Here is a 15234-nt window from a genome sequence, read left to right as displayed (position 1 = left end):
GGACAGGGCTTGCCACTTCGTGACGGCGGACTGTCCCGCAAGTTTTCAATATTGATTTAAGAATAGTACAGCAATTCGCTCAAGAATTCTGTCAGCCGTTATTTGCCGCTAATTTGAGTGTGGGCTTTTCCTCCGCCCCGACGATGGGACGCAATTGCCCGGCGATGAGGGCGCCTTGGTGCATCTCCAGCGCGGTGTAGTGCACATCGCCCTGAATTCGCGCTTTGGGCTGTAATTCGAGCATGAGACGGGCATGCACCGGCCCCTTGACCGTGCCATTGATGATGATGTGATCCGCGTGGATTTCACCCGTTACCGTGGCGGCTTCCGAAATCACCAGAATGCTCGCCAGATCCGGGTTGCCAAAGATATTGCCGACCACCACGCCATCGATTCGCAAACCGTCGGAAAACTTGAAGTTCCCGTCAATCTGGCTGCCTTCGGCAATCAGACTTTTGATGGGCGGCTGCTTTTTCTTGTTGAACACGTCGGTATCCTTGATTAGGTTGAACTACAGTTTGATGGATTGCACGGCTTTCGTAACCGTGCCATCCAGAATTTTGGCGGTAACGCCCTTGATCACGGCTTGCGGCGGCATCTCGAAAACACCGTCAAGGCGGCCGTACTGCTTTAACTTGAACGCCTGCGCCCCGCCCGGCAAAGTCGCTACCCAGGGCTTGCCATTGAGCAAGCCGGTAAAACTCAACTCCAGCCGGCCGCTGAACTCGGGTGGATTTTTCAGTGCCTGGATGACCAACACCTGCCATTTGATTTCTCGCCCGTTGCGGACCTCAGCCTGCAAACCGCGAATCGCAATGCCTTGAACCCCCGCGGTGGGTATCAGTTTCTCAAAAAATCCCAGATCATCGCGCAGACTCTGGTTATCAGCCTCTAGCTGCTTGTTCTGCGCCGCCAGTCTTTCCTGCGCCACTTTTTCCGAGGTCAGCAGCGTATCAACCGTATTGGCGATCGACTGCGCCTTGTCGCGCTCTTCTTTCAGGGTCAGCACATCCGCACGCAACCTACCCAGTTGGGCGCTCATCTGTTGCAACTCTTCCTTCGAGCCCCTGTCGAGGCCGGCAATATGTTTACCAAACTCGAAGGCCCACAGGCCAATGGCAGCGCAAAATCCAAAGACGAGTGCCAGGACAACCCAGCGGAACGGCCAAGGCAAAGCACTGCGCACCGCCATGCGCGGGGCACTGACAGTCAGTCGACGGATGAGCAGGCGCAGACGCATGAGCGGGATAAGTTAGTAGCCGGAAAGCAAACAGCCGCCGGAATTTGCATTCTGGCGGCTGTTGTTTCGCAACATTTCGTTGGCGTAATTTTTTTGAAATTAACGCTTGCTGAACTGTTTACGGCGACGTGCACCGTGGAAGCCGACTTTCTTACGTTCGACTTCACGGGCATCACGCGTGACGAAACCAGCTTTGCTCAACTCAGGCTTGAGCGTTGCATCGTAGTCAATCAAGGCGCGCGTAATGCCGTGGCGAACAGCACCAGCCTGGCCAGACTCACCGCCGCCAGCCACGTTGACCATGATGTCAAACGTTTCAGCGTGGTTTGTCAGCAGCAATGGCTGCTTGCAAATCATGATGGAAGTACCACGACCAAAGAATTTTTCAATGTCTTTACCGTTGATCACGATCTGGCCGGAGCCTTTTTTCAGGAATACGCGGGCGACGCTGGATTTGCGACGGCCGGTACCATTGTTCCATTCACCGATCATTTGGCGGACTCCCTCTTAATGGCATTGGTAGAAATGCCTGCAATATCCAACACTTTAGGCTGCTGGGCGGTATGGGGATGCTCAGCACCACCGTACACCTTGAGCTTCTTGATCATGGCGTAGCCCAGAGGGCCTTTAGGCAACATACCCTTGACGGCTTTTTCCAAAGCGCGGCCAGGGAATTTGGCTTGCATGTCACGGAAGTTGATGGCAGAAATGCCACCAGGGTAGCCGGAGTGGCTGTAATAAACTTTGTCGATTGGCTTGGCGCCAGTCACACGCAGTTGAGATGTATTGATAACAATGATGAAATCACCGGTATCGACGTGAGGCGTGTAAATGGCCTTGTGTTTGCCGCGCAAACGGAGAGCAACTTCGCTGGCTACTCGTCCGAGGACCTTATCGGTCGCGTCAACCACAAACCACTCGTGCACCACGTCAGCGGATTTAGCGCTGAAAGTTTTGGTCATGAGTTTTCTCTTTTCGAAGAGGGTTTGTCGGGCTCTTTTCCACGGTCGGCGTTCCTCTGATGGGAATCTCTTAGGTGGGGATCAAGCTTCGCCGCGGAGCCACAAAAGCGCTGCGAAGCTCATGATTATACAAACTTCACCGCTTGGCGGTTAAAATTTGTCCATGTTTAGTTATCGCCACGCCTTCCATGCCGGCAATCATGCCGACGTCCTCAAACACACGGTGTTGATTGCCATCCTGCGGCATTTACTCCAAAAAGACACGGCCCTCACGGTTTTTGACACCCATGCCGGCGCCGGTTTATACCGACTCGACGGTGAATATGCCGAAACCAGTGGCGAGGCGGCCAATGGCTTTTTAAAACTACTCGCGTCAATCAGCACGCCGCCAGCCCCCGCCAAGAAACCTTCAGCCGCGGCAAAATCAATCGCAGAAGGTGGTCTGGCGCCGGTGATTAAAGACTATATGGATCTGGTCGCCAGCTTCAACAACAAAGGCAGCCACAAGGTTTACCCAGGCTCTCCTTTCATCATCCAGCGACTGCTGGGTGAACGGGACAAACTGAAAGTTTTTGAGATCCACCCTACCGACTCCAAAACACTCTCGGCCAACATCGCTCAACTGGAAGCCGGCCGCCAGGTCGCCGTGCTGCGCGAGGATGGCTTCGAAGGCATCAAGAAATTCCTGCCGCCACCGGCACGCCGGGCGCTGGTACTGAGCGACCCCAGCTACGAAATCAAAAACGATTACGCCCGTGTCGTGGCCATGGTTGCGGACTCACTGACACGCTTTGCCACAGGCACTTATGCGGTTTGGTACCCCATCATTCCCCGCCCCGAAGCGCACGACGTGCCGCGCAAACTCAAGACCCTGGCGACAAAATCAGGCAAGAAATGGTTAAACGCCACCTTGACCGTGAAATCAAGCAAGTTGACTTCCGATGAAGCGGGCGAGGTCGTGCGGCCCGGCCTGCCTGCCAGCGGCATGTTCATCATCAATCCACCCCATACCTTGAAGGCAGCGCTCCAGCTTGCATTGCCGCAATTGGCGGAAATCCTCGGTCAGGATCAGCACGCCACCTCGACGGTCGAATCCGGCGGCTGAACTACGTCCAAGTCCACGGCAACTTGCTGACGGGCTGTTTACAAAAAAACTTAAGAGGGGGGCGAGTTCTTGAATTCAAGTTCACTAAGGCCCCCACCGAGCATGCGCGTCCACGCATCGCGCACCAGATAGCGTCGCACAAGTCGGATCAACTCAACCAGCAAACTTCGCTGGGTTGGCTGGTGAAACGCTGAAGCAATCAGCTCAATGAATTACCTTGTTTGAATGACGCGACAGGTAATGATTACTAGGCAACGGGAATAGCCGCACGATTGATGAAACATTCGTGAAAAAAACAGAGGAAGGCGGCTTATTACGGCAAGTTACCTTAAGTTACGACAAGGTATTTCAAGTTACTTCAAGTTACTCAGAACACGCACATTCGGGATAACCCTCATGTTAGTCTGCCCTCACGTTTGGTTTTTCAAAACGTGAGAGGGTAAATACATGAAGATAAAGACACAAATCATCGCAGTCGCAGCCGCAATTGCAGCGGTCAGTTCCGGTAGCAGTTTTGCATATGCTGACAGTGGCTCGATGGTGACGCTAACTCCGAGTGCAGCATTTGCCAGCTCTGCCAGAGGTGAGTTTAATGACACGAGGAATTCCAGTCTAAGTTCATCTTCACTCGCCGGGGTCTCACTCACCAACGTGGCCATTGCGTTTAGTTCCTTCAGCTTCGGCGCCATAAGAGAACTGTCCACCACACTGAACCGCGATTCACACTTCAGTTCGTCTGCACCCACAACTTCTTCGTTTTACACACTCACAAGCCAGATGCTTGCGGGCAGAACAACATTGTCAACGGGTCCCTTTTCCTCTAAAGCTTCAACCCCTGGGTTGTTCAATGGCGAAGCGTCCTACGCCAGCAACATGGGTACCTCCACTGGTTCTCAACCCGAAACCCTGGCCATGCTGCTGGCCAGCCTGGGTTTGATGGGCGCAATTGCAGTGCGCCGTATCAAGGCCAACGCTGATTAATCAGCGCAAGAGGCTTTCGCCTCTGAAACAGGGCTTGCACCGCAACCCCTTAATTCTCCGCGTTCCCTCCATGAAATATTTCGTGGATAAGTTGCTGCATTTCAGCACCCCCCGTTCTGGGGCTATCTTTTCAACGGGAACACCATGAACACCACAAACAACCTTGGGTTTCGTGTGCAGTCGCTTTGCCGTACGGCGAACCGCAGGCATTCGGTAACACTGCGCAACCATTTTGACGCCGTCGGCTGGCTGCAAGGCAACCTACAGCGCGTCGTGAAGAAACTTACCGACAGCGACCGCGTCTGGACCATGGGCGAGTGCAAGACATTCATCAACGATGTCTGAAACTCAAACCACCCTTTCAGCAGCGGCCCTGAACAAACGGCCAGAGCACGTCTCGCTGGGCAACGACAACCTGCTCAGCTTTTTTGAATCATCGGTTGGCCCCGGGGCTTTCGTCTTCTCTTTGTGGGGTCTCGCCTACTTCTTTGAGGGCGAAATCCTCCCCCGCTATTTCATCTTGTCGATCCTGGTTTTTGCCCTGACTTTTCCGGGTCAGGCACGGCTGCAATCCTCTGTTTTCTCCATGGCGGTCGATATCAGCGTGAACTGGTTCTGGGTCGCGGGACTGTTGCTTGTCACGGGTTTCGCCTCAGGCTATATCCACGAGTTTTCCAAACCCGTTTTCTACACCTGGCTATTGGCAGCCCCACTGGCCAAGCTCGGTGGCTACCTTGCTTTACGACGGGCGGCGCCCATGATTCTTAAACTGCAGGGTCGAAAAAAACGCGCCATTATTGTCGGCATGAACGAGCAGGGCCTGGCACTCGCTAACAAAATCGACGAGGCCCCGTACTCCCGCATTGAACTGGTCGGCATTGTGGACAGCCGCAAGATTGAGCGCCTGGACACCTCTGGGCCGCACAAACTACTGGGCAATCTCGATGAACTCGCCCATCTGGTCAAAACCAACAATATTCAGATCATCTACCTGTCACTGCCCATGGCGGCACAACCACGGGTTCTGCAAATTCTGGATCAACTTAAAGACACCACCACGTCGATATATTTCGTACCCGACATGTTTGTCACCGACTTGATCCAGGGTCATCCTGCCTCCGTGTGCGGCATGCCTGTTATCTCGGTGTGCGAAACGCCGTTCAAGGCCGTCAATGGCGTGGTCAAACGACTGAGCGATATTGTTTTTTCATTGCTGATCCTGATCCTGATCTCGCCCGTGATGCTCATCATTGCCGCAGCGGTCAAGCTCGGATCAGCCGGGCCCATCATCTTCAAGCAACGCCGTTATGGACTGGATGGAGATGAAATTCTGGTTTATAAATTTCGCTCAATGAGCGTGACCGAAGACGGCGGCGCTATCCAGCAGGCGCAAAAAAACGACAAGCGCATCACACCGTTAGGCGCAATTTTGCGCCGGACATCTCTTGATGAGCTGCCTCAATTCGTCAACGTGTTGCAGGGCCGCATGAGCATCGTCGGCCCTCGTCCTCACGCGGTAGCCCACAACGAGCTCTATCGCAAGCTCATCAAAGGCTACATGGTGCGCCACAAAGTCAAGCCGGGCATTACCGGCTGGGCTCAGGTCAACGGGTACCGGGGAGAAACCGAGACACTCGACAAAATGCAGGGCCGCATCGACTTTGACCTCGACTACCTGCGCAACTGGTCCTTACAACTGGACGCCCACATCATTCTCAAAACTATCCGCCTGGTCCTGAAAGACCAAAAGGCTTATTGAACATGAAAATTAACCGTCCTTTCTGGCTTACGCCTGCCGTGGTACTGCTCTGCAGCACGGCGCCTTCATGGTCGCAAACCGTGGACACCCCCAAGATGAACTCTGGCGAGAAACAAACGGAGGAAACCTTCAAGATCAATGCCAGTGAAACGATCATGACCGACAGTAATCTTTTTCGATTGTCCGACAGTGCCGATCTCAACGCGCTAATTGGCAGATCGAGCGCCGCCGAGAAAATCAACATCACCACGTTGGGCCTGAGCATCAACAAAGCCTACAGTCTGCAACGTTTCGAACTGGACATGGACCTGATCGACTACCGCTATCAGAACTTCAGTTATTTGAGCTTTACGGCAAAGAATTACAACGCCGCCTGGCGCTGGTCACTGACGCCACGCCTGACCGGCAACTTGACCACCGACCGCAAGGAAACGCTGAACAGTTTTACGGACGTCCAAAGTTTCAACCAGCGTAACCAGCGGACCAACACCAAAACCCGTTTTGACGGCGCGTATGAACTCGACGGAGCTTGGGCTGTACTGGGTGGCGTCGAGCAATCGGCTCAGATCAACGAAGAGGCTCTGGTGGCCGAAGGCGACTACAAAGCCAACTCAGCCGATGTGGGCCTGCGCTATACCTTTGCCTCCGGCAGCGCACTCACCTACACCCTTAAAAATAGCAGCGGCACCTACGTCAACCGGGCGATGTCTCCGGGCAACCTGCTCGATGACGGCTACAACCAACTCGACAACGAACTCAAACTGCACTGGCTCATCAGTGGCAAAAGTACGGCTGATCTCACCACGGCCTACATCAACCGAACGCACCCCCACTTTGGTGAACGCGACTACAGCGGCTTTACCGCGGGCGCAAAAATCAACTGGAGCATGACAGCCAAAACCGTGCTGTCTGCCGGCTGGCTTCGCGAACTCGCCAGTTACCAGACCGGCAGTGCCAACTACAGCCAGACCGACAGCTTCTCAATTGGACCCACTTGGCAAATGAGTCCGAAAACGATAGTTAGCCTGCGCTATCAAGTGGCCCAGCGCGACTACAAGGGAACGCCCACTGCCGTGATCGCGCCCCAGCGCAGCGAGACCCTGACAGACACCACACTTTCGTTTGACTGGCAGCCCTACCGCTACCTGAGCCTCAGCACCTCGCTTGGCAAAGCCAAACGCACGGCCAGTCTGCCCGGCCTCGACTATGACAGCAACATGGTCAATGTTTCTGCCAAATTCAGCTTCTGATTTCCACGCACCATGACCTCATCACAAACCCGTTTTTCCATGTCAATTTTTGCCGCAGGCCTTGTATTGGGCTTATCCGCCTGCGGCAATCCGGATGACAAAAATGAAAACACGGAGGTCGCCGCCAAAGTGGGGACCGAAGAAATATTGGTGCGCCAAATCAACCAGGTGACCAGCCGAATCAGTACGACGGCCACATCACCCCAGTTGACACAAGCGATGAACCGTGAAGTGCTTGAAAAATTGATCGATCAGCAACTCGCAGTGGAACAGGCAACCGATAAAAAGCTCAATCGCTCCTTCAAGGTGGTATCGCAAATTGAAGCGGCCCGCAGTGAAATTCTGGCGCGGGCCTATATGCAGCTGATCGCGAGTGCCATCCCTAAACCCACGGCAGAGGAACTCAAAAAGTACTACGCCGAGCATCCTCAGCTCTTTTCAGAGCGACGCATTTTCAATGTACAGGAAATCGTGGTGCCCACAGCAGCGGGCGTTGCCGATCATTTGCGCCAACTGATCGCGACGGGCAAATCCATCGAGGAAGCGACCGTCTGGCTCAAAGGCAAAGACATCAAGTTTGACGGCGGAAATGCCACGCGGACTTCAGAGCAAATCCCGCTGGAACTGCTGACGCAAATTCATGCCCTTCAAGACGGCCAGAGCGTGGTGATCGATACACCCCAAACCATCACCCTGTTGCGACTAACGTCTTCTCAGATTTCCCCCGTGACGGAGGCCACGGCCTTACCGCGCATCGAACAATTTTTAGTCAACCAGCGCGCTGATGAGGCTGTGGCCGCCAACCTGAAGCAGCTGCGGGCTAACACCAAGATTAGCTATATGGGCGACTATGCAAAACCTGAAACAGAACCCGCTGCATCCATCACCATCAGTCCGTCATCACCCGTGGCACAACCAGCGGCTGATGTCAAAACAAATACAGCTCTCGCAAAAGGTGTGGTTGGGCTGAAGTAAGCCCCGCGCACCTCTTATCCCTTCAACCCTTTTTTCTACCTGGAGATATCCATGACTCAACGCCTGCTTAAATTTCCGTATTTTCTGGTGACTGCATTTTTGGCGCTTTCCGGCCTAACCTTCCAGACACTGGCACAAGTCCCGGCCCCCGCCAAAGCGACAGCCCAAGTTGTAACGCCGGTTCAAGCGCAAGCCAAAGCCATGCCGGACTACCCGCTGGGCGCGGGTGACGCGATCAAAGTCCAGGTGTTTCAAAACCCTGACCTGACGATTGAGACACGCGTCTCTGAGAACGGCTCCATCACCTACCCGATGATCGGCGCGGTGGAGCTCGGCGGCCTGTCCATTGCCTTGGCTGAGAAAAAAATTGCCGACGCCCTGCAGCAAGGCGGCTTCATCCAGAAGCCCCAGGTCAACATCGTCCTCACCCAGATCCGTGGCAACCAGATAGCCGTTCTTGGCCAAGTTAACCGCCCGGGTCGCTTTCCGCTGGAAACCGCCAACACCCGCCTGAGCGACATGCTGGCCAACGCGGGCGGCGCCACCATTGCTGGGGACGACATCGTTATCGTCACCGGCCTGCGCAACGGCAAGTCGTTTCGCAAACAGGTCGACATTCCTTCCCTCTTCCTGGCGGAAAAGCAGCAAGACAACATCGTGTTGCAAGGCGGCGACAGCATCTTTGTGGACCGTGCCCCGGTATTTTTCATCTATGGCGAAGCACAACACCCCGGTTCGTTCCGCATTGAACGCAACATGACGGTCATGCAGGCTCTGGCTGCAGGCGGTGGCCCCACTCCCCGCGGTAGCGAAAGACGCTTGCGCCTGCACCGCAAAGCGGCGGATGGCAGCATTCAGCAACTCGAACCCAAGCTGACGGACACAGTCCTGCCGAATGACGTTATCTACGTCAAAGAAAGCATTTTCTGATCGGATCGCACCAGCCATGACACTCCAACAATTCCTATTTATCCTGCGCGCACGCTACAAGGTAGCGCTGCTCACCCTGCTGGTGATCGTCACCAGCACGGTCATTGTCAGCTTGATGCTGCCCAAGCAATACACCTCCAGCGCAGCCGTGGTGGTGGACGTCAAATCGCCAGACCAGGTGAGCGGCCTGATGCTGCAAGGCATGGTGGCGCCTGGCTACATGGCAACCCAAGTGGACATTATCAACAGCGACCGCGTCGCCAAAGCCGTGGTCAAGCTGCTGCACATGGATGAGAGCGCCGTCGTTCGCCAACAATGGACCGATTCCACCCAGGGCAAAGGTCAGCTGATCGACTGGCTGGCCAACTCGCTGCAAAAGAAGCTGGACGTGAAACCCTCGAAAGAAAGTAACGTCATCAACATCAACTACACCGGCACCAACCCCGAGTTTTCGGCAGCCGTGGCAAATGCCTTTGCCCAGGCCTATATCAACGTCAACGTCGACCTGCGGGTATCCCCTGCCAAAGAATACGCAGCATTTTTTGAAGAGCAAACCAAAGCGGCACGCGACAGACTCGAAATTGCACAAAAAACCTTGTCAGAGTTCCAGCAAAAAAATGGCATTACCACCACCGACGAGCGGCTTGACTATGAAACCACCAAGCTCAACGAAACCTCCAGCTTGCTCACTGCGGTGCAGGGTCAAACCACCGACAGCCAAAGCAAGCGCCAAAACGCCAAGGCCGACACCGTCTCTGAAGTCATGCAAAGCCCGCTTATCAATGGCTTGAAAGCCGACATCGCGCGGCTGGAAGCCAAGCTGACCGAGAGCAACGTCAACCTGGGCAAGAACCACCCCCAAACGTTGCGAACCGAGGCCGAGGTGGCCACGCTCAAAGCCAAACTAGGGGCGGAAACCAACAAAATAACCACCTCGATTGAAACCACCTACCAGGTCAGCAAGCAACGTGAGCAACAACTGCAAAGCGCATTGGGCGGTCAAAAAGCCCGGGTGCTGGCGCTTAACAAACTGCGCGACGAACTCAATGTGATGCACCGTGACATTGAATCTGCCCAGCACACCTTTGAGTCTGTGAGCCAGCGTGCCTCACAGACCACCATCGAGAGCAAAACCACACAGACCAACATCACCGTGCTGAATCCCGCGTCTGTGCCAGCCGACCCGTCCAAACCACGGGTGCTGCTCAACATACTGGCCTCCGTGTTTTTGGGCACCTTGATGGGCGTCGGCCTGGCACTGATGCTGGAGTTGGCCAATCGCCGCGTGCGCTCAATCGACGATCTGCTGGAAGCCCTGGACCTGCCCGTGCTGGGGTCTATTTGCTCGGCTGGCGGCATGTTCAAGCGCATCACTAACTGAGGACAAGAATGAATACACCGGCCCCATTCCACCCCCAAAATAGCAGCACCACCGGTGCTGGACGACACATTGGCGACATTCTGGTGGCCACTGGCCGCCTGAGTGCCCAAGACGCCGCACGCGTTGTGGAACGCCAGAAAAAAGACAAGAGCCGCTTTGGAGACGCGGCGCTTGCTCTGAAAATTCTCACCAAGGATGACATCGACTTTGCCCTTAGCAAACAGTTCGACTACGCCTACCTGACCACGCAGGACACCAGCCTCAGCCCTGAGTTGGTGGCCGCCTACCAACCGTTTAGCCGTATTGGTGAAAACCTGCGCGCGGTGCGAAGCCAACTCATGCTGCGCTGGTTTAATACGGATCCAGATCGCAAAGTTCTGGCGGTCGTGAGCCCCGGCGCCGCCGAGGGTCGCAGTTTTATAGCGGCCAACCTGGCTGTTGTGTTTGCCCAGCAGGGCGAGCGCACCTTGCTGATTGATGGCAACCTGCGTGCCTCTCCTGGGCGGGGCCAGCACACGCTGTTCAAGCTGGGAACCAGTGTCGGCTTGTCAGATATCTTGGCCGGACACGCCAGCCTGGAAGCGATCCAGTTGGTCACCGGACTGCCGGGCTTGGCCGTGCTGCCTGCCGGGTCGGTGCCCCCCAATCCGCAGGAACTGCTGGGCCGCGCCGCGTTTATCGACCTGTTGCACAAAACCAGCCAACAGTTTGACGTCATCATTATTGACACCCCTGCCGGGACTGACTTTGCAGATGCAGAAATCATTGCCTCCCGCGCCGGCGCGGCTGTGATGGTGGCGCGCAAAAACCGGAGCCTGGTGCCCGCCGCCGCCACGATGGCACGCCGTTTGCAAGACATCGGCGTTGTGCTGGTGGGCTCCGTTCTCAATGATGCTTAAGCATCCTGCCGACAAGATGCGCTCGCCTCGACAGCGTGCCAGTTGCTTGCCTCTCTACAAGGTTAATTCCCATCCATGAATCCATCCGCTTCAGCGCAACGAGATCGCGTGTCTCTATTCGGCATCCAGATCGATCCCCTCACAATGAAGGCCGCAGTGGACAAACTGCTGACCCTCTTGCACACGCCTCAGCGCGCCAGTCACTATGTGGTCACACCCAACACCGATCACATCGTCATGCTGCAGTCTGATGCGGCATTTCACAAGGCTTACTTGAATGCTTTTTTGGTGGTGGCCGATGGAAAGCCTGTCGTTCTGGCCTCTCGGCTGCTTGGCAAGCCCTTGCCGGAAACCGTCCCCGGCAGTGATTTACTGCCGGCCCTGTTTACCGAAATTTGTGCAAAAAAAATCTCAACAAAGGTATTTCTTTTTGGCGCGGGTCCCGGCGTGGCACTCAAGGCGAGAGACAACATTCAAACCCGATGGGGCAGCACGCTGCAAGTCGTTGGCGCCACGTCTCCGGCCTTCGGGTTTGAACATGATGCGCCTGCTTCTGCCGCCTATGCACGTGAAATTGCACAGTCTGGCGCAGATATCCTGGTTATTGGCGTTGGCGCCCCCAAGCAAGAACTGTGGGCTTTGGCGCACCGCGAGCAATTGAACGTCAAACTTGTTTTATGTGTTGGCGCAACCATCGATTTTCTGGCCGGTGAAAAGCAACGAGCGCCGCAGTGGATGCAGCGTACCGGACTTGAGTGGTTTTATCGCATGTGTCAGGAACCCAAACGCATGGTTCGACGTTACGGTAAAGATGCCGTCGTTTTCCCCTTCATCGTTCTGCGCGACGCATTGCAGCGCACTGAAAAACGTTGAGAAGCATTAATCCAAGCATGGCCCATTCCTTCACTCCTATTGAGCATTTCGCATGCCAGCGATGAGCTCGCGCCTTGACGCTTGGCAGGCGCTAAAAGCCGACACCTATCGAGAGTTTGGCCGCTATCAATGGTGGCTCGTCTTGAAAGGGTTTGTTCTGCGTCGAACTTTTCGCCCTGTACTGACGCTCCGAATTTCCCAAAAATTTCTTGATTACCCAGCCCCAGTAAAAACGTTGCTGCTGCCCGTGGCGCGGGGTTTGCATCGAATCGTGTGCCATTGGGCCGGCATGGACTTGCCTTGGAAAACCTCGATGGGCGCCGGCTTGTCTCTGACCCATGGCTGGGGGTTGGTGGTTAGCCCGGGGGCTGTAATAGGAAGAAATGTCACGATTTTTCACGGAGTGACGTTGGGCCGGCGCGATCGTATCGCCAGTGATGGCGTGCGTACGCCCGGTTACCCCACCATTGAGGATGAGGTTTGGATCGGACCCCATGCCATTATTGTTGGCGACGTTGTGATTGGTCGTGGCAGTCGCATTGCCGGTGGGGCCTGCGTGTTTAACTCCGTGCCACCGTACTCGATCGTCGTTGGCAATCCGGGTGACATCGTGAAAAGCAATTGCACGCCAGATGTCCCTAATCAGGCGATCTTCTGATGGCCGTGCAGCCGTTGTTTGCCGAAACTGGTGCCTGGTAGCCAGGCTATAGATTGAACCGCCCCTTGATCCAGACATTCAAGGTTGTCTCAACCAGACGATAGATCAGCCAGCCCCCGAGGGCACAAACCAGAAGTCCACATAGCATGAACAGCCAACCAGCGATGGCTGTATGCATTGGCAAATGAAGCCGGTGCCAAACCACCCGCAGCATACCCAGAAGAAACAGGTGTCCGAGGTAAATCGAGTACGAAGCATCACCGAGGCGGCGGAGCCAGCCAAGCCAATTCAAGCCGACACTGGGCATGATGCAAGCGCCCAACACCACCAAGCAGGCGGGTAGACCTGCAGCGATGACGCGCGGCCCCAGATCCAGGGACAGCGCGACAAGCCAGCAGGCAACACCGGCAATCATCAGCGCCAGCCCCATCGGTTTGCTCCGACGCAGGCGACCTGCGCAGTACAAACTCCCCAAAATAGAACCCGCAGCGAAAGTCAGCACAATGGCATTGGTATAGAACTCGAGGATGCCGTTGAAATTGAATAACGCGCTTGATGCGACCAACAGCGCCAAACTGGCGCACAGCAAGTAAATGCGAATCCATTGCGGCGCCAACAACGTCAGCGCGAACACCCCATAGAAAGCCATCTCATAGTTCAGAGTCCACCCTGGCACCAGCAGCGGCCACATTTGACCCGGGAAGCTGGGCGAGAGCATCGGAATGAACGCCAAGCTGGCCAGCACATGGGGCAGACTGATAATCGTTCTTTGCAAGACAGCGGGCGCCAAGAACGAAATTGCCACAATCGCCAGTGTCCCCAACCAATACAGGGGGGCTATGCGGGCAAGACGGCGCGCCAGAAAGGATCCGGGTGTCAGGGTCTTGCCATACGTGGTGTAAACCATGATAAAGCCACTGATCACGAAAAACAGGTCCACTCCATTGCTACCGGCAGCCGAAGGGAACTGCAGCTTGATCCATTCAAATTGTTCGCGGCCATGTACCCAGACCACCATCATGGCGGCGATGGCGCGGAGGTACTGGATATTGATCAGCGCTTCGCGTTGCGGGGCCTGTTGCGCAGGGGCTGCGCTCATGTGCGGGTCAATTGAACGTGTTTATAAACTGCGGCGACAGACCTGGCCATGGCCAGGTCTGAGTAGTGGTTCATCTGCCGTGCATGTGCCGCACGGGCCATCGACTGCGCTGGCAAGTCGCCCACGACCAGGGTCTTCAAGCCACGGGTCAGACTGGCGACATCGTTGGGTTCAACCACCACGCCAATCTCTGGCCCGCTGATCACTTCCGGTATGCCCTCTACCCGCGAGGCCACCACAGGAATGCCGACCGACATGGCTTCAATCACGACCATGGGCAGTCCTTCCCCAAACAGACTGGGAAGAACGAAGACGTGCATGCTCTCCATCTCGCGATGCACCTCACTGCTGAAGCCGGTCCAGTGCACTTTATCGGTCAAGCCCAGCTCCTTGACGAGCATCTTGATTGACGCCTCATAGAGTGGCGTCTCAAAGGTTCCGACCGCCTTCAGTCTGACAGGCAAGCCCTGATCAAGCAGTTCACGCAACGAATGCAACAAAACCTCTATCCCTTTGCGCGGACGGAACAGGGCAACGGTTCCAATGACCCATTCATGCACAGGTGGCCGCCAGGCCGGCTCCTCCCGGACGACGGGTACGCCGTTGGGCACCACGGTGAAGCGGTTGCGGTTGACACCACGCGCAATCAAATATGCGCCGAGACTTGAAGACACAGCGACCAGATGCGTTGCACTGGGCAAGACGAGCTGATCTTCAACAAAAGCATTGGCGAGGTTGCGCAACTTGCTTTCGGTGTCTCTTTGCGTCGGACTGTGCACATGGTGCACCAGGGGCAACCCCAGCTTGCGGGCAACCAGTCGTCCAATGAGCGCGCTTCTGGGGGTATGGGTGTGGATGATCTGGTAGCCATCCGATTTCGCCAAACTTGCGATCCGGCCGACGATAGAAAGATCGAAACGCGAGCGCATCGGGATCACATTAAGCGACGAAGTCGACCGACGGTGTTCGTCAAAAACGCCGTCCTTCAAGCTGACAAAACCACACGCGTAGCCAAATTCTGGTAATCGCAGCGCCAACAGGTCTTGAACCCGTTCCGCACCTGCGAAAAACTCTCCGTTGATGATGTGTAGTACTCGATTCATGCCATAGCCCGCGAAGTTG

The 15234-nt window shown here is 55.5% G+C and carries 17 protein-coding genes; 11 read left to right on the top strand and 6 right to left on the bottom strand.

Annotated elements, in window-relative coordinates; all coding sequences use genetic code 11:
• Positions 1-91: 91 nt before the first annotated feature.
• From HHJ17_RS11365 to rplM, 4 genes are all read right to left on the bottom strand, one after another.
• Positions 92-487, bottom strand: a complete 396-nt coding sequence (locus HHJ17_RS11365) for a polymer-forming cytoskeletal protein (protein WP_296502183.1) — start codon at positions 485-487, stop codon at positions 92-94.
• A 24-nt stretch (positions 488-511) separates the two neighbouring features.
• The gene (locus tag HHJ17_RS11360) at positions 512-1240 is read right to left on the bottom strand and encodes a DUF6776 family protein (RefSeq protein WP_296505832.1); all 729 of its coding nucleotides are present in this window, start codon (positions 1238-1240) and stop codon (positions 512-514) included.
• Positions 1241-1339: 99 nt separating this feature from the next.
• A complete protein-coding gene (gene rpsI / locus HHJ17_RS11355; RefSeq protein WP_296502187.1) occupies positions 1340-1732 on the bottom strand; it encodes a 30S ribosomal protein S9 in 393 nt (130 codons plus the stop codon).
• Positions 1729-2202 carry a 50S ribosomal protein L13 gene (rplM, locus tag HHJ17_RS11350; protein ID WP_296502190.1) on the bottom strand — a complete coding sequence of 158 codons (474 nt, stop codon included), beginning with the start codon at positions 2200-2202 and terminating at the stop codon, positions 1729-1731. Before rplM ends, rpsI begins: the two co-directional genes overlap by 4 nt.
• Before the next feature lie 163 nt (positions 2203-2365).
• On the opposite strand from rplM, the gene rlmJ reads away from it, so the two are divergent.
• From rlmJ to HHJ17_RS11295, 11 genes are all read left to right on the top strand, one after another.
• Positions 2366-3307: a 23S rRNA (adenine(2030)-N(6))-methyltransferase RlmJ gene (rlmJ, locus tag HHJ17_RS11345; RefSeq protein ID WP_296502192.1), complete on the top strand. Its 942-nt coding sequence runs from the start codon at positions 2366-2368 to the stop codon at positions 3305-3307.
• A 447-nt stretch (positions 3308-3754) separates the two neighbouring features.
• Complete coding sequence (locus tag HHJ17_RS11340) at positions 3755-4288, top strand: hypothetical protein (RefSeq protein WP_296505831.1); 534 nt, start codon at positions 3755-3757, stop codon at positions 4286-4288.
• A gap of 144 nt (positions 4289-4432) precedes the next feature.
• Positions 4433-4633 carry a hypothetical protein gene (locus HHJ17_RS11335; RefSeq protein ID WP_296505830.1) on the top strand — a complete coding sequence of 67 codons (201 nt, stop codon included), beginning with the start codon at positions 4433-4435 and terminating at the stop codon, positions 4631-4633.
• Positions 4626-6047 (top strand): undecaprenyl-phosphate glucose phosphotransferase, encoded by a 1422-nt coding sequence (locus HHJ17_RS11330; RefSeq protein ID WP_296505829.1) that lies wholly within the window; start codon positions 4626-4628, stop codon positions 6045-6047. The genes HHJ17_RS11335 and HHJ17_RS11330 overlap by 8 nt, the downstream gene beginning before the upstream one ends.
• Before the next feature lie 2 nt (positions 6048-6049).
• The gene (gene epsL / locus HHJ17_RS11325; RefSeq protein ID WP_296505828.1) at positions 6050-7297 is read left to right on the top strand and encodes an XrtB/PEP-CTERM-associated polysaccharide biosynthesis outer membrane protein EpsL; all 1248 of its coding nucleotides are present in this window, start codon (positions 6050-6052) and stop codon (positions 7295-7297) included.
• A gap of 12 nt (positions 7298-7309) precedes the next feature.
• Complete coding sequence (locus tag HHJ17_RS11320) at positions 7310-8272, top strand: EpsD family peptidyl-prolyl cis-trans isomerase (protein ID WP_366557537.1); 963 nt, start codon at positions 7310-7312, stop codon at positions 8270-8272.
• 51 nt (positions 8273-8323) lie between these two features.
• Positions 8324-9202, top strand: coding sequence for a polysaccharide export protein EpsE (gene epsE / locus HHJ17_RS11315; protein ID WP_296505827.1), 879 nt, complete (start codon positions 8324-8326; stop codon positions 9200-9202).
• A gap of 16 nt (positions 9203-9218) precedes the next feature.
• A complete protein-coding gene (gene epsF, locus HHJ17_RS11310) occupies positions 9219-10583 on the top strand; it encodes a chain length determinant protein EpsF (protein ID WP_296505825.1) in 1365 nt (454 codons plus the stop codon).
• 8 nt (positions 10584-10591) lie between these two features.
• A complete protein-coding gene (gene epsG, locus HHJ17_RS11305; protein WP_296505823.1) occupies positions 10592-11482 on the top strand; it encodes a chain length determinant protein tyrosine kinase EpsG in 891 nt (296 codons plus the stop codon).
• Between the two features lie 237 nt (positions 11483-11719).
• Positions 11720-12355: a WecB/TagA/CpsF family glycosyltransferase gene (locus HHJ17_RS11300; protein WP_296505821.1), complete on the top strand. Its 636-nt coding sequence runs from the start codon at positions 11720-11722 to the stop codon at positions 12353-12355.
• A 61-nt stretch (positions 12356-12416) separates the two neighbouring features.
• The gene (locus tag HHJ17_RS11295; protein WP_296505819.1) at positions 12417-13013 is read left to right on the top strand and encodes a serine acetyltransferase; all 597 of its coding nucleotides are present in this window, start codon (positions 12417-12419) and stop codon (positions 13011-13013) included.
• Between the two features lie 46 nt (positions 13014-13059).
• On the opposite strand, the gene HHJ17_RS11290 is transcribed toward HHJ17_RS11295, so the two are convergent.
• On the bottom strand, positions 13060-14112 hold the full coding sequence (locus HHJ17_RS11290) for an acyltransferase (RefSeq protein ID WP_296505817.1): 1053 nt from the start codon (positions 14110-14112) through the stop codon (positions 13060-13062).
• Positions 14109-15215: a glycosyltransferase family 4 protein gene (locus HHJ17_RS11285; RefSeq protein WP_296505815.1), complete on the bottom strand. Its 1107-nt coding sequence runs from the start codon at positions 15213-15215 to the stop codon at positions 14109-14111. Before HHJ17_RS11285 ends, HHJ17_RS11290 begins: the two co-directional genes overlap by 4 nt.
• Positions 15216-15234: the final 19 nt, after the last annotated feature.

Origin of the sequence: Rhodoferax sp. (assembly GCF_012927445.1) — a bacterium.
GTDB lineage: Bacteria > Pseudomonadota > Gammaproteobacteria > Burkholderiales > Burkholderiaceae_C > Rhodoferax.
Note: the sequence above shows the minus strand (reverse complement) of the source record. Positions and strands in the feature narration are given on the sequence as shown.